This window comes from Mycobacterium sp. URHD0025, assembly GCF_000426065.1.
Taxonomy (GTDB): domain Bacteria; phylum Actinomycetota; class Actinomycetes; order Mycobacteriales; family Mycobacteriaceae; genus Mycobacterium.
Window position 1 is genome coordinate 223567 of sequence record NZ_AUEQ01000006.1, and the last position, 20799, is coordinate 244365.

Consider the following 20799-nt stretch of genomic DNA (forward strand, 5'->3'; position numbering starts at 1 on the left):
GATGCCGGGGTTGCGCAGGCGCAAGGTCGTTGCGCAGCGCAGCGCCGGAGAGTTGGACGCGATGGCTGTGGCCGGCGCTTTGGTCGCGTCGGCACTGCGCGCGGTGCGCGCCGCTGCGGCACCCGGCGTTTCCACCCTGGAATTGGATCAGATCGCGGAATCCGTGATCCGCGACGGTGGCGGCACCCCGTCGTTCCTCGGCTACCACGGATTCCCGGCCAGTATCTGCTCGTCTGTCAATGACCGTGTGGTGCATGGCATTCCGTCGGCGGACGAAAAACTGGCCGCCGGAGATCTGGTGTCCATCGACTGCGGTGCGATCGTCGACGGCTGGCATGGCGACTCGGCCGTCACCTTCGGGATCGGCGCGATCATCGCCGCGGACGAAGCTCTTTCTGCCGCAACGAAATCGGCCATGGAGGCCGGCATCGCCGCGATGCTGCCCGGCAATCGGCTGACCGACGTCTCGCACGCGATAGAGGTCGAAACCCACGCCGCCGAGGCTCGCCACGACCGCAAGTACGGCATCGTCGACGGCTACGGCGGCCACGGCATCGGCCGGCAGATGCACATGGACCCGTTCCTGCCCAACGAGGGCGCACCCGGACGCGGTCCGTATCTGGAGCCGGGCTCGGTACTGGCGATCGAACCCATGCTCACCCTCGGCACCACCGAGACCGTCATCCTCGACGACGAGTGGACCGTCGTCACCGCCGACGGCACCCGTGCGGCGCACTGGGAGCACACCGTCGCCGTCACCGAAGACGGTCCCAGAATCCTCACCTTGTAATTGACGCCAGCAATCACTACCTGAATCTCGCGTCCGCGCTGGTGCAAGTCCTCGCGCAAAGGTAGTAATTGAACCGGATCGCCCCCAACGTCGTATCAATGACGGAGGTAGGGAATGGATGATCCGGAGGCCGCCATGATGCGGGTGCTCTACGACGAGCATGCTGCCGCGCTGTGGCGCTACGCCCTGCGACTGACGGGCGACCGCGCCCGTGCGGAGGACGTGGTGCAGGAAACGCTGCTGCGTGCGTGGCGTCACCCCGACGTCACCGCCGACACCGATCGATCGGCACGAGCCTGGTTGTTCACCGTGGCCCGCAATATGATCATCGATGAACGCAGGAGTGCCCGGTTTCGCAACGAAACCGGCGTGCCCGACCCCGAACAGGTGGCAGACCATGCCGGGACTGCTGGTATCCCCGACCAAGTGGACAACGCCTTGGATCGAATCCTGCTGAGCACGGCGCTGAGCCAGCTTTCCGACGAACACCGGGCCGTGGTCCGCCGGGCGTACTACCAGGGCTGGACGACCGGTCAGATTGCCGAAGACCTGCACATACCCGAGGGCACCGTGAAATCACGGTTGCACTACGCGGTACGTGCCCTACGACTGAACCTGCAAGAGATGGGGGTGACACGATGACACAGTTCGGTGTGCCCCACACCCCTGATCCGGTCGAGTTCGATCGTTACCGGACCTGGGATGCGGCCTACGTTCTGGGATCGCTCGAGAGCAACGAGCGACGCGAATACGAGGCCCATCTGGAGGTCTGCGCGCAGTGCCGTTCCGCGGTGGCCGAATTGAGCGGTATGCCCGCGCTGCTGGCCATGCTCGACCTCGAGGACGTGCTTTCCCTCGAATCCGAACAGCCCGATCCTCCGTTGCGGCCCGAAGTGCTGCAGTCCGTGCTGGCCAAGGTGAGCTGGAGGCGCCGCCGTTCGCGATGGGTGACGACGGCAGCCGTGGGGCTGGCCGCGGCACTGCTCGCGGTCGGTGTCGTGCTCGGAGTCCGGCCCGAGACGTTCGGCATGCAGCGCGGCACCGAGCAGCAGAGCGCCCAGATGCTGGCGATGTCCAAGATGGCCGACACCCCGATCAACGCCAGCATCGCGATGACCAGTTACTCCTGGGGCACCAGGATCGACATGGCCTGCAGTTACGGCAGTTGGGGCAAGCAGGATGCGCCTCCGCAGAACCTCGGCATGGTCGTGATCGGCCGCGACGGCAGCCGCGACGAGATCGCGACGTGGCTGGGTCTGTCCGGCGCCACCGCGCTGCCCAGCGGCAACACCCAGATGCCCCAGTCGGATATCGCTGCGGTGCAACTGGTTACGTCCCCCGATGGCAAGGTGCTGCTGGAAAAGCAGCTCTGAGCGGCTTCGTCACGCTGGGGTGGCCTTCGGACTCGAGGGCCACCCCAGCGTGATGTTCGGCGCGGCGGCGGCCTTCCGGTCTCCTGTGAGATCGCAGGGAGTTCGCACCAATCCGTTCTCACGGTGAACCGAGACCACCCACGTGTCGTGTCACTGGCAGAGCACGGAAGTAGGTGACACATGGTCAAGTCGCACAGGGTGGTGGACCACATCGCCGGCCATCTGGCTGCGAACGGCATCACGCACATCTTCGGCGTGGACGGTGCCAACATCGAGGACCTCTACGACGCGGCGTACTTCCGGGACGACATCACCGCGGTGCTCGCCAAACACGAATTCTCCGCTGCCACAATGGCAGACGGCTACAGCCGCAGCGGCGCGGGGATCGGCGTGGTGGCCGCGACCTCTGGCGGCGGCTGCCTGAACACCGTGCCCGGACTGGCGGAATCGCTGGCCAGCCGGGTTCCCGTGCTGGCCCTGATCGGTCAGGCGCCGACAACCCTCGACGGCCGCGGCGCGTTCCAGGACACCAGCGGGGCCAATGGAAGCCTGGACGGGCATGCCTTGTTCTCGGCGGTCTCGCTGTACTGCCGCAGGGTGCTGACCCCGGCCGAGATTCTCACCGCCCTTCCGGAGGCGCTGGCCGCGGCACGTGCCGGTGGACCCGCGGTGTTGTTGCTGCCCAAGGACATTCAACAGGCCGAACTTGAAATGCCGCCCGGGACAGGCAACGGCCGGGCCGTCGCCGCCGCGACGGACGTCCGCCATGCCGACCTCGGCCCGCTCGAGCAGGCGCTGCGCCGCGTCGACGGCCCGATCACGATCATCGCCGGTGAACAGGTGGCCCGCGACGATGCCCGTGGCGAACTGGAACGACTGCGGGCCACCCTGCGGGCGCGGATCGCCACGGTGCCCGACGCCAAGGATGTGGCGGGCACCCCGGGTTTCGGCTCGTCCTCCGCATTGGGCGTAGCCGGTGTGATGGGCCATCCCGGGGTGTCCGTTGCCGCAGCGCAGAGCGCACTGTGCCTCGTGGTGGGCACCCGCATGACGGTGACCGCCCGGGCCGGGCTCGACGGCTCGCTGGGCTCGGTCCCGACCTATTCGATCGGTGCGCATGTGCCCCACGTGCCGTGCACCCACGTCCACTCGGACGACCTGCGCGTATCGCTGTCGCTGCTGGCCGGGGCGCTCTCGGGGCCCGGCCGGCCGACTCAGGTTCGGGTGGCGGACATGGCGCCGCGGACCGAACTGCGGCCGCCGGCCCATGACGGCCCCGGCATCAGGTACCGCGACGCGATGGCGGTCCTCGACCAAACCCTGCCCGACGGCACCGACATCGTCGTCGACGCGGGCAACATCGGGGCCTCGGCCATCCACTATCTGCCGGCCCGGCGCGACGGCCGGTTCATGGTGGCGCTAGGTATGGGCGGGATGGGCTACAGCTTCGGCGCAGGCATCGGAATGACGTTTCACCGGGCATCGGCGACTGCCGCCGTGACGGCGTCCGGCCGCCCGCGGCGCACCGCGGTGATCGCGGGTGACGGCTCATTTTTCATGCACGGCATGGAGATTCACACCGCGCTGCACTACCGGCTGCCGATCACCTTCGTGCTGTTCGACAACCACGCGCACGCCATGTGCGTCACCCGTGAACAGCTGTTCTACGAAGATCGCTACTCCTACAACAGGTTCGGCGCGAGCCGACTGGGCGCCGGGCTGGCCGCGATGTTTCCCGGTCTGCCCGCATACGACGTCGCCGACATCCGGCAACTACCCGGGGCGCTGGGCATGGCACTGGACACCGAGGGCCCGTCGGTGCTCAGCATCGAGTGTTCAGCCGACGAAATCCCGCCTTTCGCAGCATTTCTGGCAACCGACAGCACACCTTCCATCTCAGAGGAGAACAAGTCCCATGTCACTGCCCGCGCTTGAAGACATCACAGCCCAGCGAGGCACCGGAAGTCCGCTGGAGGGACTCATCCGGATCGAGACCTCACCCAAGGAGCAGGCCACGCCGATCATCATGGACATGATGCGGTCGGTCTATCCACACGACCAGGTGTTCGGTCAATACTGCACCGTCAACGACTACATCGAGTGCCCGCCCGATGAGTTGTTCGACTACCTGTCCGACACCCGGTGTCTGGAGGAGTGGACCTACAGCCTGCGCGGCTTCACCCCGACCGAGGAACCAGGCCTGTGGCTGGCCCACGACCGCCTCGGTGCCGGGCCGTCAGGACCGGGCAGCGAGATCTACACCCGCACCGTGGCCAACCGTGACGCACTCACCGTCGACTACCACTGTGCCTGGGATCAGGGAAAGCACCTGTGGATGGTCTACCTGATGCGCATCGTGGATGCGCAGGTGGTCTTGGACAAGCCGGGATCGGTTGTGTTGTGGACGAATTGCCACCACCCGTTCTATGACGAGAACCCCTATCCGGAGACCGCGCCGCCGGCGCGACCGGTCTGGGTGGGCGACTTCTGGGACATGTTCGGTCCCGGCCATCTGCTGGAGTTGCGAAACCTCAAGGCAATCGCCGAATACCGGCACCTCAACGGTCTGCCGGTCACCCCGGCCTGGATGAAATGAGCCCGGCAATGACTACCGATATGTCCGCGAAGAATCCCGTCAGCCTCATCGACGTGTCCACCTATCTGCCCGGTGATCCGATCGGCGCCGACTATTACGCCGGGTTCGCCGAGACCGACGAGCTCGCCGACAATGTCATGTTCCGGGCGCCGCGGTTCCGTCATCATGTGGCGCCCGAGGAATCCGCGATCGACATGGTGGAGCGGGCCGCCGCCGGATTGATCGAGCGGCATGGTTCCGACGTCATCGCCGGGGCCGATGTGTTGATCACCCACACGCAGCTGCCCGACATGCCGTTCTACGGTGGCGGCGGCGGCATGGCGCACCGGCTCGGCATGAAACCCAACTGGGTGATCGACCTGCACAACGGCGGCTGCGCGGCATTCATCCTGGGGCTCAAGGTGGCCCGCACACTGCTGAGCGCGGGGGAGGGCCGGACCGCGGTGATCGCGATCGCCCAGAACTCGGCCGGCCAGGTCTTCGATCAGCAGACCATTCGGCGTAAGTCCCAGGCCGCGGTGCCCGGCGACGGGGCCGCCGTTGGCCTGGTGACACTGTCCGACCAGTCACCCGTCCTCGACATCGAATGCCGTACCTACGGCGAGTATGCGGGGGACATGACCATCGTCATGGATCCGCCGCGAAAATGGTGGCAAGCCGGCCCCGGCGAGGCGTCCATCGGCTTCACCGAGAGCAAGATCACCAAGGTGCTGGCCCGCGGCAACCGCCAGGTGCCTGAGGTGTCCTACGCCGTCTGCGACCGGATCGGTATGCAGCCCAAGGACATCGACCTGTTGGTGACCAATCAGCCCAACCGGGTGTTCCTGCGCAACTGGCGCGATGCGCTGGAGTTGCCGGAATCGAGACACGTCGACACCTTTGATGAATGTGGAAACCTCTTCGCCGCAGGCATTCCCGTCAATCTGGACCGAGCCGTCACCGGCGGCCGGGTGAAGGCAGGCGATACCGTGCTGATGGCCGCCTTCGCCCACGCCGGTGACTTCGCCGCTGCCGCCGCAGTGCGGTGGGGTGGCCGCGCCGGCTTCGGGAACGTGTGATGGTGGCACCGCGCACCGCGCTGTCCGACGTCGTCGGCGCACTGCCACAGGCGGTCAATCCGTTGGCGCTGTCGCTCAACGAGTGCCCGTTTCCGCCCCTGCCCGCGGTGCGCTCAGCGCTGCGCGCGTGCGACGAGGCCGCCAACCGGTATCCGGAATTCCTGCCACAGCGGTTGCGATCGCTGATCGCCGACCACGACGGAGTGGCCGAGGAGCAGGTGATCGTCGGTGCCGGCGCGACCGGGGTGATCATGCAGGTGCTGCACGCGGTGACCAGTCCCGGCGACACCATGGTGACCGCGGAACCCACCTTCGACGGGTATCCGATCTTCGCGCAGATGGCGCGACTGCGGAGGGTGACCATTCCGCTCGACGCACACGGTCACCATGATCTGGATGCGATGGCCGAGGCCGGGCGCGACGCGAGGGTGGTGGTGGTCTGCCGGCCGCACAACCCCACGGGCACCATCGAACCGGCGGCCCAGATCGAGCGCTTCCTGAACCGGCTTTCCGCGGACACCGTCGTGCTGCTGGACGAGGCATACGTGGAGTTCCTGGCCGCCGAACAGCGCATCGACGGTCCTAGCCTGGTGGCGCGCTTCGGCAATGTCGTGGTGGTGCGCACCTTTTCGAAGGCCTACGGTCTGGCCGGGCTCCGGATCGGCTACGGATTCTGCGCTCCCGATCTCGGCCGTCAGCTGTGGCGCATGCAGTTGCCGTTCGGAATCGGACTCAGCGCCCAGGTGGCTGTCGCGGCGTCCTACGATGCGGAAAATCAACTGCGTCAACGTATCCGGATGATCGCTGCGGAACGGCACTACATGCAGAAGCGGTTGCGGGCGCTCGGCGTCTACAGCACAGACGGACACGCCAACTTCCTGTATCTGCCCGGCGGGACGTTGCCGTGGCCGGAGGTGTTCGACGGCACCGGACTTCAGCTCCGCCACTACGCCGATGGCGGTGTGCGGATCACCATCGGATCGCGACAGTCCACCCAGGCCGTGCTGGGCGCGGTGACGGCAGCCGCCTGAAGCACAGGAATGCGCGCATCGTTGCGCGGGCCCGCCCGGCGATGCGGTAAGAAGAGGCGTGCCCTCACCACCGGACAAACGCGATCCCATCGCGCAGGCCCGCGCGAACTGGGAAGCCGCCGGGTGGGGCGACGTGGCGGGCGGCATGGTCGCGGTGACGTCGGTGATGCGGGCCCACCAGATCCTGCTGGCCCGGGTGGAGTCCGCGCTGCGGCCTTACGATCTGAGCTTCTCGCGGTTCGAGTTGCTGCGCCTGCTGGCGTTCAGCCGCGCCGGTGCACTGCCGATCACCAAGGCCTCCGATCGCCTCCAGGTCCACGTCACCAGCGTCACGCACGCCATCCGTCGCCTGGAAGCCAGTGGTCTGGTGGAGCGCGTCCCGCACCCCACCGACGGACGTACGACGCTGGTGCAGATCACCAAGCTGGGTCGTTCGACGGTCGAGGACGCCACGGTGACGCTGAACCGGCAAGTGTTCGCCGACGTCGGGATGTCGGACGAGGAATCTCAAGCGCTGGTGGCCTCGATCGAGACGCTGCGCCGACACTCCGGGGATTTCTGAGGCGCGTTTCCGGCCGAGAACGCCACTACCCTCGAACGTAGTTGAGGGGAGCGAGCATGCAAGCCAAGCGGGTAGCCGCGGCGCTGGGCTCCGCCGCCGTCGTGTTGATGGCGGCCTGCAGCACCACGACCACAGGGGTCGCCACCGCCCCCGATGACGTCACGCCGTTCACGTCGTCGTCGAAGGCGCCCAGACCATCTGCCACAAGAAGTCCCAAGCCGACGGCGGCAGGGCCACGTGGTTCTGCGGGGTTGCCGCCGGAGGCGTTCGACGAGGTACGCGCCGCCGGCATCGAAGGGTCCGACCGCGCGATCGGGAACCAGCTGATGATGGCCTGCATCATGGCCGGGGGCAGCTTCAACAAGACCAAGCAGGATGTCGTCAACGTGCTGATCCAGATGGGCAGCAAGCTTCCGCCCGATGCGCTCATGACGATCGTGAACGTGGCGCTCAAGTATGAGTGCCCGGAACTGGCCGGGAGGCTCGGGGGCTAGCTCAGCGTGGCGAGCCCCTTGAGGAGCGCCGCATGGAACACCGCCGGATCCTGCATCTGCGGTGCATGCCCGAGGTCGGGAAACTCGACGAGCGTCGCGTGCGGAATGGCCCGCTGTGTGGCCTTGGCCAGCTCCGGATAGTGGCCGATCTTCGACTGCACCTCGGGCGGCGCGGCGTCCTTCCCGATCGCGGTCGTGTCCTTGAGGCCGATGAGCAACAGTGTCGGTACCTGAAGCTGGTCGAATTCGTACAGCACCGGCTGCGTGTAGATCATGTCGTAGAGCAGCGCTGAGTTCCACGCCACTTGGGCCTTGTCGGGGCCCCGGTACATACCGGCCAGCATCTGCACCCACGGCTCATATGACGGGTTCCACTGTCCGGCGTAATACGTGGCCTGCTCGTAGCGGCGGATGCTGTCCGCCGTGGTCTTCAGTTCCCGGGCGTACCAGTCGTCGACGGATAGCGCGGGCACGCCCTTCGCCTTCCAATCCTCGAGTCCGATCGGGTTCACCAGCGCGAGCTGCTCCGTCTCCTGCGGATACATCAGCCCGTAGCGCACCGCGAGCATGCCGCCCGTCGAATGGCCGATCACCGTCGCGCGGTCGATACCGAGCGACTTGAGCAGCGCGTGGGTGTTGCGCGCGAGCTGGTGGAAGCTGAACTGATAGGACGCGGGTTTGCTCGATTTGCAGAACCCGATCTGATCCGGCGCGATCACGCGATAGCCGGCGGCGGTGAGTTCGTCGATCGTCTGCTCCCACGTTGCCGCGCAGAAGTTCTTGCCATGCATCAACACGGCCGTGCGGCCGTTGGGTTTCGCAGGCTGCACGTCCATGTAGCTCATCTGCAGCGATTTCTGTTGCGAGGAGAAGGTGAACTCGTGGACCGGGTGCGGGTAGTCGAAACCCTGCAGGTCGGCACCGTAGGCGGGACTGCGATCCGAGGACTGGCATCCGGCGACCGCGGCGGTCGTGACGAGGACAGTGATGGCGGCGGCGAGCGTGCGAATCAAGGTCATCGGCGGCGACTTTACCGCGATGACAGACCTAGCTCGCGATCTGCAGGCTGAGGAATTGAGGAGTTGGTGGCCACCGCTGATCGCCCGCGCGGTGCCCGCCGTGCGCGCACACCTAGAGGAACGGTGAGCGCTGCGTCACGGGTCCATGACCGAGGGCAGCGGGATGGTCGCGATCACCGTGGTACCCGCGCCCGGCCGGGACCGGATGTTGAGCCGGCCTCCGACGATCTCAGCCCGTTCGGCCATGGACAGCAAGCCGTAACCGCCCATCTCGTCACTGCCCAGCGGATGCTCGAAGGTGTCGAAACCCTTTCCGTCGTCGACGATTTCGAGCCGCGCCACACCCTCTTCGACGGTGAAGGTGAGCCGCGCCCGGTCGGCCTCGGCATGTTTGACCACATTCTGAAGGCATTCCTGGGCTATCCGGTACAACGCCAGCTCGATGTGGTCGGGCACCCGCGTCTCGGCGAGGTCCACGTCGATCTCGATCCGCGGGATCGACCGCGCCAGGCTGGCCAGCCCACCGGACAAGCCGAGATCGTCGAGCACCGGCGGGCGCAATCCGCCGATCGCGGCCCGGGCCTCCTGCAGCGTCAGCGCAACCAGTTCGCGGGCAGCCGCCAACTGCTCGGCGACGGTCTCGGGCTCGACCGCGCGGGCCGCCGCATCGAGCCGGTAGGACAGCGTCACCAACCGCTGCGAGATGCCGTCGTGAATGTCGCCGGCCAACCGGCGCCGCTCGATCTCCTGCGCCTGGATCACCTGTTCGACGAAGTTCTCGTGGGCCCGCTCGCGTGCCACCAGCTGACGGTGCAGCCGGGCCTGGTGCAGCGCGCCGGCGATCAGCCTGCCGATCACCAACAGCAGCTCTACGTCACGCGGCGTGAACTCGCGGCGATCGACGGTGTGCACATTGAGCACGCCGACCAGCCCGCCCGGCCCCGTCTCCATCGGCACCGACACCATCGAGGTGAAGTCGCGCCCGCGCAACGACTCGAAGGGCATGTAGCGGGGATCGGATTCCTTGTTGTGGCTGATCACCACCGGTTGGCGGTGGCTGGCCACCCAGCCGGAGATGCCCTGACCCAGCGGCAGCCGGATCTTGCCGATCTCTGCATCGAACGGCGGCGTAGCCCCGGCCAGCGTCAGCGCACGATCCGAATCGTCGAGGACGTGTACGAAGCACACGTCGGTGGCGGTGGCCTCGGTGATCATCCGGGCCGCCGCGGCAGCCAGCGGCTCCACACCGGGACCGCTCGATGCGGCCCGGATGAGCTCGCGCAGCAGGGCCAGCTCACGGTCGGCAGTCAGGTCGACAGGGCCGAGTTCGCGCCCCGGCTTGTCGCCCGTCACTGGTAGATGCCTTCGCGCAGCGCCGTGGCCACCGCACCTGCCCGGTCGCTGACCCCGAGCTTGCGGTAGATGGAGCGCAGGTGGGTCTTCACCGTTTCCTCGCCGATCACCAGCTTGTTGGCGATTCCACGGTTGGACAGGCCGGTGACGACGAAGGACAGGATCTCGCTCTCGCGTTGGGTCAGCCCCTGCCGCACGCCCGGCCAGAACTCGTCGCGCTGCAGCCGCGCCGCGGTGCCGGCGGCGCGGGCCGCCATCCCCGGATCGATCGCGGTCTGGCCGCTGTGGGCGAACTCGATCTGGCGCACGAGCTCGTCGCTGCTGATGCTCTTGAGCAGGTATCCCGCGGCACCGACCCGCAGCGCCTGGAACAAGTACTGCTCGTCGTCGTAGACCGACAGCATGACCACCTTGCGGTCCGGGTCCCGCTCACGCAGCACCCGGCACAGGTCCAGTCCGCTGGAACCCTCCATGCGTACGTCGCACAACACGATGTCGGGGTTGAGGGTCTCGATCACGCTGACCGCCCGCTCCGCGCCGACGGCCTGGCCGACCACCTCGACCCGGTCGTTGAACGCAGCAAGCATGGCCTTGAGACCCTCGATGACCATTTCATGGTCATCGACCAGCACAAGGCGCACCGGATTGGAGGGCGCCATGGCATCACCCTAGAGGTGGTGACGGCCTTCCGAGGGCAGGAGCAGCTCAACTTCAACTCCCCAAATCCCCCTTAGGGGGGACGCGCCCCGGATGTGACGTGGGCCACTGTCATGGGGTGTCCACACCACAAGAGAAGTCATGGCGTGCCGGGCGGTTCTGGTGGGACTGTGCCCGGGCCGAAACGAGCGCCCATCCGCTACGTGCGGTGATCCTGGACCTCGACGCGTTGTCGGATCTCGACGTGGACGGCCATCGCGTCGTCTTCAACGCCGCATTCGCCGCGCACGGTCTGCCCATCCAATGGGGGGTCGCCCGTTACCAGCAGCTTCTCGCGCTGCATGACGAACGCCAGCGGGTCGCCGCCGAGTTGCGCAAGCGGTGCGTGGGGCCGGAATGCGATGTGCTCACCGAGGTGCTCGCCGACGAGATCTGCATGACCAAGGACATGATGTTCGACGAGATGATCCTCGACGCCGGCCTGACGCCGCGGCCGGGCCTGGAGGATCTGATGAACGACGCGTTCCTGGCCGGGCTTCCCGTCGGTGTGGTGGCCGCGGGTCGTCGACGCTGGGCCGAACCACTGGTGCGCCAGCTGGTCGGTGAGGGCCTGGTGGAAACCGTCGTCACCACCGATGACGTGAGCGCGACCGGGACCGAGCTGTACCGGCATGCCCTGGTCGAGCTGGGAGTCGCCGGCCACGACGCACTGGCCTTGGTGGGTTCTGCCCCGGGCCTGCGGGCCGCCAGCGGGGCGGGGATGGCCAGTGTGTTGATCGAGCCCGACGCCGGCGCATACGCGAGCAACCTGCGCGGCACCGCTGCGGCCGTCGCCGTACGCCCCGACTTCGCCGGCGCCGACGCACTGCGGCTGTCGGTGTGCCAACGGCTGCACACTCAGTGGTGGGCCCAGCGCAGCCCGTCCGCCGCGTAGAACTTCCGCAATCAGCCGCGCAGCGTCTCGATCACCGCGCTGAAGTCCTTGTCGGCGTGCTCGTCGGCGAAGGCAGCATAGATCTGGGCCGCGTGGGTTCCCAGCGGAGCTGAGGAGCCGGTCGACATCACCGCAGCCATCGCCAAGCCCAGGTCCTTGTTCATCAGTGCGGTGGCAAACCCCGGCTTGAAGTCGTTGTTGGCCGGAGACGTCGGAACGGGCCCTGGCACCGGGCAGTTCGTGTGGACTGCCCAGCAGTTTCCGGTCGCGCCGGTGACCACATCGAACAGTGCCTGCGCGGACAGGCCCAGCTTCTCGGCCAGGACGAAAGCCTCGCCGACCGCGATCTGCTGCACCGCCAGCACCATGTTGTTGCAGAGCTTGGCAGCCTGGCCGGTGCCCGATCCGCCGCAGTGGATGATCTTGCCCGCCATGGGATCCAGCACCGGGCGGGCACGCTCGACAGCGTCATCCTCGCCGCCGACCATGAACGCCAACGTGCCCGCGGTCGCACCCTTCACGCCGCCGGACACCGGGGCGTCGAGCTGGGCGTGGCCGTGTTCGCCTGCCTTCGCGTGAATCTCGCGGGCATCGTCGACCGAGATGGTGGAGGTGTCGATGAACAACGTGCCTGCCGCCGCAACCGGCAGCACCTCGGCATAGCACGCTTTGACGATGTTGCCGTTGGGCAGTGACGTGATCACCACTTCGGCTCCGGCCACAGCCTCGGCGCCGGTGTCGAAGACCTTGGCGCCCTTGGCTTCAGCGGCGGTCTTCGATGCCGGCACGGGATCGAAGCCGTGCACCGTGTGGCCTGCTGCGACCAGGTTGGCCGCCATCGGGCCGCCCATGTGTCCCAAGCCGAGGAACGCGATCGTGCTCACTCAAGTCTCCCTATCCGATTGAGGTGGACACGGACGCTCCTGCTGGATTGCGGGCTCCGCCCGCGGCAGAACGCCCGATGACCACCCGCATGATTTCGTTGGTTCCCTCAAGGATGCGGTGCACCCGCAGATCCCGGACGATTTTCTCCAGACCGTACTCACGAAGATAGCCGTAGCCGCCGTGCAATTGCAGCGCCTGATCGGCCACCTCATAGCAGGTGTCGGTGACATACCGCTTGGCCATCGCGCACAACGTCACCTTGTCGGGGTGGTCGGCGTCCAGCGCCGAAGCCGCCCGCCACAACATGTTTCGCGACGTCTCCAGGCCGGTGGCCATGTCGGCCAAAGTGAATCGGATGGTTGGTTCATCGAGCAGGGCCCCGCCGAACGCCTGGCGGTCGGCCAGATAGCTCACCGTCTTGTCGTAGGCAGCCTGGGCGCCGCCGAGCGAGCATGCGGCGATGTTGATCCGTCCGCCGTTCAAGCCGTTCATCGCGATCCCGAACCCGGTGCCCTCGGTGCGGCCGAGCAGGGCCTCTGCCGGAACCCGCACGCCTTCGAAGATCACCTGTGCGGTCGGTTGGGCGTTCCAGCCCATCTTCTGTTCCTGCGCGCCGAAACTGAGCCCTGCCGCATCCTTTTCGACGACGAACGCGGAGATGCCCTTCGGTCCGTCAGCCCCGGTTCGGGCCATCACCACATACACGTCCGAGCTGCCGGCCCCCGAGATGAACTGCTTGACCCCGTCCAGAACGTAATCGTTGCCGTCCCGTACGGCCCTCGTGCGCAACGCCGCCGCGTCCGAGCCGGCGCCCGGCTCGGTCAGGCAGTAGCTGGCGATGGCCTCCATCGAGGCCAGCCTGGGCACCCAGGTCTTGCGCTGCTCCTCGGTGCCGAAGCTGTCCACCATCCAGGCACACATGTTGTGGATGGACAGGAACGCCGCCAGGGTGGGATCGGCGGCGGCGAGAGCGGTGAAGATGCGTACCGCATCGAGGCGCCGCAGCCCGCTGCCACCGGCGTCCTCACCGCAATAGATGGCGCCCATGCCGAGTTCGGCCGCTTCGCGCAATACGTCGGTGGGGAAGTGGTGGGTCTCGTCCCATTCCAACGCATATGGCGCGATGCGCTTTTCGGCGAACGCGGCGGCCGTGTCGGTGATGACACGGTCGTCCTCGCTCAGGCTGTAGGGGTCGTTCAGGTCCACGGAGTCAACTACTTCATGGTCGGGATGACGAACTCGGCGCCATCCTTGATGCCCGACGGCCACCGCTCGGTGACGGTCTTGGTCTTGGTGTAGAACAGGATCGAATGCGGTCCGTGCTGGTTGAGATCGCCGAAACCGGACCGCTTCCAGCCGCCGAAGGTGTGGTAGGCCACCGGAACCGGGATCGGGACGTTGACACCCACCATGCCGACCTGGACACGGGAGACGAAATCGCGTGCGGCATCGCCGTCGCGGGTGAAGATCGCCACGCCGTTCCCGTACTCGTGCTCGGAGGGCAGCTTCAGAGCCTCCTCGTAATCGTGCGCTCTGACGATGCACAGCACCGGACCGAAGATCTCGTCGGTGTAGATCGACATGTCGGTGGTGACGTTGTCGAACAGGGTGGGGCCGATGAAGTAGCCGCCCTCCAGGCTGGCGTCGCCGAAAGTCAGCTCGTTGCTTGCCCGTTCGCGGCCATCGACCACCAGATCGGCGCCCGCCTCGACGCCCTGGCCGATGTAGTCGCGGACCCGCTCGAGTGCCGCGCCGGTGACCAGTGGCCCGTAATCGGCCTTGGGATCGAGGCTGTGTCCGACCCGCAGCTGGTTGACCCGCTCAACGAGCCTGGCGCGCAACCGGTTCGCAGTCTCTTCACCGACCGGCACCGCGACACTGATGGCCATGCAGCGCTCGCCGGCGCTGCCATAGCCGGCGCCGATCAGTGCATCGACGGCCTGGTCCAGATCGGCGTCGGGCATCACGATCATGTGGTTCTTGGCGCCGCCGAAGCACTGGGCGCGCTTGCCGTGCGCGGCCGCGCCCGAGTAGATGTACTGCGCGATGTCGGAGCTACCGACGAAACCGACGGCCTTGATCTCGGGGTGCTCGAGGATTGCGTCGACGGCTTCCTTGTCGCCCTGCACCACCTGGAACACGCCGGCCGGCAGACCGGCCTCGATGAACAGTTCAGCCAGCCGCAGTGGCACGGAGGGATCGCGCTCGGAAGGCTTGAGCACGAACGCATTTCCACATGCCAGCGCGGGGCCGGCCTTCCAGAGCGGGATCATCGCCGGGAAGTTGAACGGGGTGATGCCGGCGACCACGCCCAGGGGCTGACGGATCGAGTACACGTCGATGCCGGTGCCCGCGCCTTCGGTGAACTCGCCCTTGAGGAGGTGTGGGATGCCGACCGAGAACTCGATGACCTCCAGGCCGCGCTGGATGTCGCCGTGCGAGTCGGCGACGGTCTTGCCGTGCTCCAGGGAGAGCATTTCGGCCAGCTCGTCGGCGTGCTTGGTGACGAGTTCGATGAACTTCATCAGGATGCGGGCGCGGCGCTGCGGGTTGTAGGCAGCCCATTCCTTCTGCGCCTCGGCGGCGCCTGCGACGGCGGTGTCGACGTCGGCGGCGGAGGCCAGGGCCACCTGTGCCTGCACCTCGCCGGTGCTGGGGTTGAGCACATCGGCGGTACGGGTCGACGCGGCGGTGGTGCGCCGGCCGTTGATGAAGTGGGGAATTTGAGTGGTCATGGCGTTCCGTCCAAGAGAGATGCGCAGTTGGTCGCTCGGGGCGTACCCGAGATACTTGCATATCCTAGTAATTGCCGTCGGCCTTAGCAAGGGCTGACGGAAAATCGGTCACCATGCGTCCGCGCCGCGACTCCGGTGACGATTACCCCGATCGCTGCCAGGTCTGAGTATCGGAACCCAATCGCTTTGCCGCCGCTTGCAGTTGCCTTGTGTGCGAACGGCTTTCCCGGCCGACGGCGGCGAGTGGCCGAACGCGGTTGTCGGCACCCGGGAGTTCGCCACGTCAACAATTGGAACGTGTTACAGAATGTGAATGTTCCTCAGCGTCTTCTCAGATACGTTCACGCGGTCAGCGGTCGCTGGCATCTCGGAGAACAGAAGGAGAACGAGTTGAGACTCGCTCTGCGGCCCTATGTAACGGCCGGCATTGCACTGGTCGGTGCCAGTGTCATCGCCGTAACCCCGGTGGCGGCCCCACCACCCGACGTCCACACGCATGCGGTGCAACTCAGCGCCACCGCCATCGACAACCCCATCGAGGTCTTCAGCCCGGTCTTCGAGAAAGCCGGCGCTGCCGTGCGGGACGCCATTCAGGCCAAGGTCGACGACCCCTTCCCGATCGTCTTCGGTTTGATCGGCAAGGCGATGGCCGATGGTGAGACGCTGGGCGGAATCGCCAGCGCGCTCGGCGAGCTCGGCGCGGGCATTGCCACCGACTTCCCTCCAGCGTTGGCGGCTTTCTTCGAGAAGGCCGCGGCCGGTGATTTCACCGGCGCCATCGGGTCATTCACGCCGGTCTTCATGGGGCCGTTCTTTGGCGCGTTCATGCAATTCATCGCCCTCCAGAACTATGTGGAACATCAGTTCGAGGTGGCGGGCGATGTGACGAAGGTGGTCATGAACATGGCCTGGTCAATGGGCCCGGGTCAGTTGCTGGGGGTTTTCCAGGTGATGAACGCGGCGGCGGGTGCGCTGGACGGGCTGGCGGAGGCGATCCCGGAGGGTGATCCGGCCAAGGCCTTCAACGCGGTCCAACACGGTGTCGCCAATATTGCCAGCGCGTTGGTCGGAATCGCCGACACCATCCGATGGTCGAACGATTCCTACATGAAGGACATCGCCAACATCCTCAATCCGCCACCGGCGGAGCCTGAAGAGCCGCTCGGTGCTGCGGACCTGCCTGGTTCGACGCCCCTCGCGCTTCCGGCCGCGGAGGCACACACCATCGAAACGCCGGCCGGGAAAATCGCTGGGGAGACCGCGGCTCCGGTGTCCCCGGTGTCGCTGACAACCTCCACTGACTCCGGCACAGTGCCCGCGTCGGGGACCACAGCTGTGGAAGGCCCCGAAACTGAAGTGACAGAGGTGGAGTCGGCGGCGAAGCCCCTGGTTCGTGACAGCCTCATCGCGATTCCCGGTAAGCGCGTGGGCAAGAATGGAACGAGCCAGCCTGCGGCCAGGCTGGTTTCCGAAGTGAGTGGGAAGATCACAGCCACCGTCGACAAGATCGGTGACGGCGTCAAGAAGGCGTTCGCAAAACCTGACGCAAAACCCGAAAAGAAGGCATCGGCCGGATCTGATGGCGGCAGCACCGGTTCACCCGGCGCTTCGGGCGGCGGCGAGTAACACCTGGGCCGCGGCCCACATGTCGAGCCTGTAGTCACCGACGGATCGTTGCCAGGGAATGACACGGTGACTGCAGGCTCGATCGGTCTCGGCGCACGTTCGAGAGTCGGCCTTTTCATTACGAAACCGTTTCGTTAATATAATCGGCATGGCTGGTATCGATACGGACGTCATCGTGGTGGGCGCCGGGCCGACAGGCCTGACCCTCGCTTGTTCCCTGCGGCTGCACGGGCTTTCGGTGCGCGTCGTCGACCGGGCGCCGAGACCCGCCACCACCTCCAGGGCCAACTTCCTGCACGCCCGCGGATCTGAGGTGCTCGGCCGGATCGGCGCTCTGGGCGACCTGCCGAACCAGTCGTTGCCGGCCATGCGGATCACGAACTATCTGGGCGACCGACCGGTGATGACGTTGGAGTTCGGCGATCCCGGCAAGGGCACGGCCGCGCCGCCCATGGTGGTGTCACAAGCCAAGGTCGAGGCGGCGCTGCGGGACCGGCTGGCTCAACTCGGGGTCCAGCCGGAATGGGGCCGGGCGCTTGTCGGTATGCGGCAAGAGGACGGCTCCGTTGTGGCCGAACTCGGGGACGGTGCCCAGATCCGCGCACAGTGGATGGTGGGATGCGACGGCTCCACCAGCGTGACCCGGCAGCAGGTCGGTATCGCGTTTCCGGGGGTCAAGCTCTCCGAACGTTTCCTGCTGGCTGATGTGCACTTGGACTGGGATGTCGACCGTGGCGGGACGAGCGGTTGGATCCACCCCGACGGAGTGGTCGGCGCGATGCCCATGCCTGATTCGACAGGTCGTGACGATCTCTGGCGCCTGTTCATCTACGATCCGACGCTCGGTCAAAAGCCAAGCGAGAGTGAGATTCTGGAGAGGGTCGAAAAGGTCGTGCCACAGCGCACCGGCCGCGCGGTTGGCATCGGTGACGCCGAGTGGCTGTCGGTGTTCACCGTGCACCGCCGGCTTGCCGACAGGTACCGGCAGGGGCGGGTCCTGATTGCCGGAGATGCCGCGCACGTTCATGCGCCGTTCGGCGGGCAGGGCATGTTGACCGGCATCGGCGACGCCGAGAACCTGGCATTCAAACTTGCCCTGGTGGTCCGAGATCGTGCTTCGGACAAGCTCATCGACACCTATGAGGCTGAGCGTCGACCCTTGGCCACCGAAGTGCTGCGCGGGACCAGCGCGGTCACCCGTGTCAACGTGGCGAGCAACCCGATCGGCCGGTTCCTGCGCGATCATGTGGCCACGCGGCTCTTCGGCCTGGCGTTCATCCAGCGGTGGACGACGTACACCGCATCGCAACTGTGGGTGAGCTATCGCAAAGGCCCGCTCGGTGGCCGCGGCCGGAAGCCCCGTCCCGGCGACCGAATCGAGAACCTGCCCTGCACGCGTTTGGACGGCTCCGCCACCCGATTGCATCACGAGCTCGGCGGGCGGTGGGCGCTACTGCTGCCCGACGGCGTGCCTGACGACATCCAGCCTGTGCGGCAGCGCCTCGGCGACTTCGTCACGAGCCTGCATCATGACGGCAAGGACATCATGCTGATCCGTCCGGATGCTCATCTGGCCTGGCGCGGTAAACCGGAAGAGGCCGCAGGGCTGGACCGTTGGCTGACAGCCGCTTTGGACTCAGGGGCGGTGCGGTGACGACGCCCAGTCGTGGCCGGCCACGGGACGCGGCGACCGATCGTGCAATCCTGCAGGCGGCGTTGGACCTGTTCATCGAACGCGGGGTCGAAGGGTCGAGTATCGAGCAGATCGCCAAGCGCGCGATGGTGGGCAAGCCCACCATCTACCGCCGGTGGGCGACAAAGGAAGAGCTGATCGCCGCCGCAATGGAGACACTGGTCGCCGAGGAAGTGGGCTGGGCCTCGCGGGAGGCGATCGATAACGAGTCCCCGTATGAATTGGTGGAAGCCGCGATCGAGAGCGCGGCACTTACCACCACCACACCGCACTACCGGGCACTCGTCGCACGAGTCTACGGATCAGCGGTCAGCCATCCGGCGCTCATGGCGGTGTACTGGAATCGTTACATCCTCCCGCGACGTGAGCTGGCCGCACGCCTGCTCGAGCGAGCCCGCGAGTACGGAACTGTCGCTGACGACACCGATTTCGACGTGGCCATCGACATGATGGTCGGTGCCATCACTTTCCGCGTCCTACAGCCCGGCCCGCCCGACACCGACGAGATGCGGCGCTATCTGCGGGCCGTCTACCACCAAATGGGTCTTCTGCCGTAAAGGATCTGCTGCTAACGTCGCCCTTGGTGTGCCGGGAAGTCTGGTCGGCAGATGTGTAGATCTGCGACGGTGAGGTGCACACGTGAGCGTTGGAGTTGAGCGGACCGCACTGGGGCCGACATTGATCGTGGCGATAGACCAGTACGATCACCCGCCACTGGTCTTGGATCCGTGGGCCGCCGGAATTCTTCCCCGCCCATGGTGTGCGTTGACAGTTCTCAGCCGATCTCACGCAGTGCGGCGGGCCATGATCGCCGGGACCGAGAAGTCGGTGCCGGGCGGCTGGGCCAGCCTGCTGTGTCGCAAGCGGTATATCGATGACCTGCTCCGGGACGCCATGACGCGGGGGCTTGAAGCCGTGGTGATTCTCGGAGCAGGCTATGACACCCGTGCGTATCGCGTGTCCGAGATTGCCGGTGTCCGGATATGGGAGGCCGATCTCCCGGCAAACATCGTGATCAAATCCCGAGCGCTGCGCCGGTGTTTCGGAGGTATTCCCGACAACGTCACGCTTGTGCCGATCGACCTCGCGACTGACGATGTGTTAGAGCGATTGACCGACAACGGATTCGATGCCGGTATGCGCACGTTCTTTGTCTGGGAGTCCGTGACGATGTACCTACCGGAGGCTGTTGTACGGCAAACGTTGAGGAGTCTGGGCGGCTCCGTTGCGGGCAGCCGCTTGGCATTCACGCATTTCCGGAGAGACTTCGTCGACGGCACTGCCTTGTACGGTGCCGAACGCGCTCATCAGAAGTTCGTGACCGAAGAGCGGCTGTGGAAGTTCGGCATGGACCCAGCCGAGGTCGACGACCTGCTTGCCGAATACGGTTGGCGGGTAATCGAACAGCCCGGACCAGCCGAGTACCGTGAGCGCTACCTGCGGCCGGCCGGCCGCGATCATCCGGTGTCGGAGATTGAGCGTGCGGTGTATGCCGGCCGCTGAGTCACTCCGTTGTCCCCCCGCTGCGAACGTCGTCGGACGCTTGATGCCACCGCTCCAGGATTGCGGGAATCTCAGCCATGAGAAACGCGTAGAAGTCACGCATCTGGGTAAGCCGCTGGTGCGCGGAGCTGTTGCGGTCGGTAGCCGCAATCCCGATGTCGGCCGCGGCTTGCATGGCTGAGATGGTCGCGTTCTGGTTGGTGAACAGGACCGCCCAGGCGTTGTCGCGCAAGCGAAAGTGATCACGCCGGCTGGCCGGGACCGGTACGCGCTCGGCCAGGCCGACTGATGTCAACATCTTGAGTGAGCCTGAGATCGATCCGGCACTCGCCTGCAGTGTGTCGGCCAACTCGGCCATGGTGACGTGGGGTCGTTCGGTGAACAGCAGGGTGGCGAGCACGCGGGCGGTCATCCGCTGCATGCCGTGGCTGCTGAGTACCAGGGCGAGTTGCTCGGCTTCCTGCTGCATATCTGCCGATTTCACCACCGC

21 protein-coding genes are annotated in these 20799 nt (G+C 66.3%); 14 read left to right on the forward strand and 7 right to left on the reverse strand.

All coding sequences use genetic code 11. The annotated features are described in order from the left end of the window. The first annotated feature begins 1 nt into the window (after nucleotide 1). The 9 genes from map (at nucleotide 2) to H977_RS0105555 (ending at nucleotide 7904) form a co-directional block, all read left to right on the forward strand. The gene (gene map / locus H977_RS0105515; protein WP_196808180.1) at nucleotides 2-790 is read left to right on the forward strand and encodes a type I methionyl aminopeptidase; all 789 of its coding nucleotides are present in this window, start codon (nucleotides 2-4) and stop codon (nucleotides 788-790) included. A gap of 114 nt (nucleotides 791-904) precedes the next feature. Continuing rightward, nucleotides 905-1432 (forward strand): sigma-70 family RNA polymerase sigma factor, encoded by a 528-nt coding sequence (locus H977_RS0105520; RefSeq protein WP_029106908.1) that lies wholly within the window; start codon nucleotides 905-907, stop codon nucleotides 1430-1432. Then, a complete protein-coding gene (locus H977_RS0105525; protein ID WP_029106909.1) occupies nucleotides 1429-2163 on the forward strand; it encodes an anti-sigma factor family protein in 735 nt (244 codons plus the stop codon). Before H977_RS0105520 ends, H977_RS0105525 begins: the two co-directional genes overlap by 4 nt. 180 nt (nucleotides 2164-2343) lie before the next feature. Beyond that, nucleotides 2344-4098: a thiamine pyrophosphate-binding protein gene (locus H977_RS0105530; RefSeq protein WP_029106910.1), complete on the forward strand. Its 1755-nt coding sequence runs from the start codon at nucleotides 2344-2346 to the stop codon at nucleotides 4096-4098. Continuing rightward, on the forward strand, nucleotides 4079-4759 hold the full coding sequence (locus H977_RS0105535; protein WP_029106911.1) for a hypothetical protein: 681 nt from the start codon (nucleotides 4079-4081) through the stop codon (nucleotides 4757-4759). The genes H977_RS0105530 and H977_RS0105535 overlap by 20 nt, the downstream gene beginning before the upstream one ends. A gap of 20 nt (nucleotides 4760-4779) precedes the next feature. Continuing rightward, nucleotides 4780-5817, forward strand: coding sequence for a 3-oxoacyl-[acyl-carrier-protein] synthase III C-terminal domain-containing protein (locus H977_RS0105540; RefSeq protein WP_036475174.1), 1038 nt, complete (start codon nucleotides 4780-4782; stop codon nucleotides 5815-5817). Beyond that, nucleotides 5817-6848, forward strand: coding sequence for a pyridoxal phosphate-dependent aminotransferase (locus tag H977_RS0105545; RefSeq protein ID WP_029106913.1), 1032 nt, complete (start codon nucleotides 5817-5819; stop codon nucleotides 6846-6848). The genes H977_RS0105540 and H977_RS0105545 overlap by 1 nt, the downstream gene beginning before the upstream one ends. A gap of 58 nt (nucleotides 6849-6906) precedes the next feature. Further along, nucleotides 6907-7410 carry a MarR family transcriptional regulator gene (locus tag H977_RS0105550; protein WP_029106914.1) on the forward strand — a complete coding sequence of 168 codons (504 nt, stop codon included), beginning with the start codon at nucleotides 6907-6909 and terminating at the stop codon, nucleotides 7408-7410. Nucleotides 7411-7466: 56 nt separating this feature from the next. After that, nucleotides 7467-7904: a hypothetical protein gene (locus H977_RS0105555; RefSeq protein ID WP_029106915.1), complete on the forward strand. Its 438-nt coding sequence runs from the start codon at nucleotides 7467-7469 to the stop codon at nucleotides 7902-7904. On the opposite strand, the gene H977_RS32615 is transcribed toward H977_RS0105555, so the two are convergent. The 3 genes from H977_RS32615 to H977_RS0105570 form a co-directional block, all read right to left on the reverse strand. Next, a complete protein-coding gene (locus H977_RS32615) occupies nucleotides 7901-8923 on the reverse strand; it encodes an alpha/beta fold hydrolase (protein ID WP_081681626.1) in 1023 nt (340 codons plus the stop codon). The two genes, H977_RS0105555 and H977_RS32615, sit on opposite strands and share 4 nt — an antisense overlap. A 135-nt stretch (nucleotides 8924-9058) precedes the next feature. Beyond that, nucleotides 9059-10276 (reverse strand): GAF domain-containing sensor histidine kinase, encoded by a 1218-nt coding sequence (locus H977_RS0105565; RefSeq protein WP_051288688.1) that lies wholly within the window; start codon nucleotides 10274-10276, stop codon nucleotides 9059-9061. Further along, on the reverse strand, nucleotides 10273-10935 hold the full coding sequence (locus tag H977_RS0105570; RefSeq protein WP_029106917.1) for a response regulator: 663 nt from the start codon (nucleotides 10933-10935) through the stop codon (nucleotides 10273-10275). Before H977_RS0105570 ends, H977_RS0105565 begins: the two co-directional genes overlap by 4 nt. Before the next feature lie 116 nt (nucleotides 10936-11051). On the opposite strand from H977_RS0105570, the gene H977_RS0105575 reads away from it, so the two are divergent. Beyond that, nucleotides 11052-11867 carry an HAD family hydrolase gene (locus H977_RS0105575; RefSeq protein ID WP_029106918.1) on the forward strand — a complete coding sequence of 272 codons (816 nt, stop codon included), beginning with the start codon at nucleotides 11052-11054 and terminating at the stop codon, nucleotides 11865-11867. Nucleotides 11868-11878: 11 nt separating this feature from the next. On the opposite strand, the gene mmsB is transcribed toward H977_RS0105575, so the two are convergent. From mmsB to H977_RS0105590, 3 genes are read right to left on the reverse strand one after another with little or no spacing between them, the layout of a single operon-like run. After that, nucleotides 11879-12751, reverse strand: coding sequence for a 3-hydroxyisobutyrate dehydrogenase (gene mmsB / locus H977_RS0105580; protein ID WP_029106919.1), 873 nt, complete (start codon nucleotides 12749-12751; stop codon nucleotides 11879-11881). Nucleotides 12752-12761: 10 nt separating this feature from the next. Then, a complete protein-coding gene (locus H977_RS0105585) occupies nucleotides 12762-13934 on the reverse strand; it encodes an acyl-CoA dehydrogenase family protein (protein WP_502691147.1) in 1173 nt (390 codons plus the stop codon). 32 nt (nucleotides 13935-13966) lie between these two features. After that, nucleotides 13967-15487: a CoA-acylating methylmalonate-semialdehyde dehydrogenase gene (locus tag H977_RS0105590; RefSeq protein ID WP_029106921.1), complete on the reverse strand. Its 1521-nt coding sequence runs from the start codon at nucleotides 15485-15487 to the stop codon at nucleotides 13967-13969. 135 nt (nucleotides 15488-15622) lie between these two features. Here H977_RS0105590 and H977_RS0105600 point away from each other — a divergent pair, with 135 nt between their 5' ends. The 4 genes from H977_RS0105600 to H977_RS0105615 all read left to right on the forward strand — a co-directional run bounded on the left by H977_RS0105600 (nucleotide 15623) and on the right by H977_RS0105615 (nucleotide 20309). Continuing rightward, entirely contained in the window at nucleotides 15623-17113 is a 1491-nt protein-coding gene (locus tag H977_RS0105600) for a hypothetical protein (protein ID WP_155946532.1), read from the forward strand. A gap of 148 nt (nucleotides 17114-17261) precedes the next feature. After that, a complete protein-coding gene (locus H977_RS0105605; RefSeq protein WP_029106924.1) occupies nucleotides 17262-18767 on the forward strand; it encodes an FAD-dependent oxidoreductase in 1506 nt (501 codons plus the stop codon). Further along, nucleotides 18764-19363, forward strand: a complete 600-nt coding sequence (locus H977_RS0105610; RefSeq protein ID WP_029106925.1) for a TetR/AcrR family transcriptional regulator — start codon at nucleotides 18764-18766, stop codon at nucleotides 19361-19363. The genes H977_RS0105605 and H977_RS0105610 overlap by 4 nt, the downstream gene beginning before the upstream one ends. 82 nt (nucleotides 19364-19445) lie before the next feature. Continuing rightward, nucleotides 19446-20309, forward strand: a complete 864-nt coding sequence (locus H977_RS0105615; protein WP_029106926.1) for an SAM-dependent methyltransferase — start codon at nucleotides 19446-19448, stop codon at nucleotides 20307-20309. Between the two features lies 1 nt (nucleotide 20310). Here H977_RS0105615 and H977_RS0105620 read toward each other — a convergent pair whose 3' ends face one another. Next, nucleotides 20311-20778, reverse strand: a complete 468-nt coding sequence (locus H977_RS0105620; RefSeq protein ID WP_029106927.1) for a GbsR/MarR family transcriptional regulator — start codon at nucleotides 20776-20778, stop codon at nucleotides 20311-20313. Between the last annotated feature and the right edge of the window lie 21 nt (nucleotides 20779-20799).

What these genes read in the sequence shown, in the direction of transcription:
- map (WP_196808180.1), top strand. Translation starts at nt 2, where the DNA reads ATGCCGGGGTTGCGCAGGCGCAAGGTCGTTGCGCAGCGCAGCGCCGGA.
- H977_RS0105520 (WP_029106908.1), top strand. Translation starts at nt 905, where the DNA reads ATGGATGATCCGGAGGCCGCCATGATGCGGGTGCTCTACGACGAGCAT.
- H977_RS0105525 (WP_029106909.1), top strand. Translation starts at nt 1,429, where the DNA reads ATGACACAGTTCGGTGTGCCCCACACCCCTGATCCGGTCGAGTTCGAT.
- H977_RS0105530 (WP_029106910.1), top strand. Translation starts at nt 2,344, where the DNA reads ATGGTCAAGTCGCACAGGGTGGTGGACCACATCGCCGGCCATCTGGCT.
- H977_RS0105535 (WP_029106911.1), top strand. Translation starts at nt 4,079, where the DNA reads ATGTCACTGCCCGCGCTTGAAGACATCACAGCCCAGCGAGGCACCGGA.
- H977_RS0105540 (WP_036475174.1), top strand. Translation starts at nt 4,780, where the DNA reads ATGTCCGCGAAGAATCCCGTCAGCCTCATCGACGTGTCCACCTATCTG.
- H977_RS0105545 (WP_029106913.1), top strand. Translation starts at nt 5,817, where the DNA reads ATGGTGGCACCGCGCACCGCGCTGTCCGACGTCGTCGGCGCACTGCCA.
- H977_RS0105555 (WP_029106915.1), top strand. Translation starts at nt 7,467, where the DNA reads ATGCAAGCCAAGCGGGTAGCCGCGGCGCTGGGCTCCGCCGCCGTCGTG.
- H977_RS32615 (WP_081681626.1), bottom strand. Translation starts at nt 8,923, where the DNA reads ATGACCTTGATTCGCACGCTCGCCGCCGCCATCACTGTCCTCGTCACG.
- H977_RS0105570 (WP_029106917.1), bottom strand. Translation starts at nt 10,935, where the DNA reads ATGGCGCCCTCCAATCCGGTGCGCCTTGTGCTGGTCGATGACCATGAA.
- H977_RS0105590 (WP_029106921.1), bottom strand. Translation starts at nt 15,487, where the DNA reads ATGACCACTCAAATTCCCCACTTCATCAACGGCCGGCGCACCACCGCC.
- H977_RS0105605 (WP_029106924.1), top strand. Translation starts at nt 17,262, where the DNA reads ATGGCTGGTATCGATACGGACGTCATCGTGGTGGGCGCCGGGCCGACA.
- H977_RS0105620 (WP_029106927.1), bottom strand. Translation starts at nt 20,778, where the DNA reads ATGCAGCAGGAAGCCGAGCAACTCGCCCTGGTACTCAGCAGCCACGGC.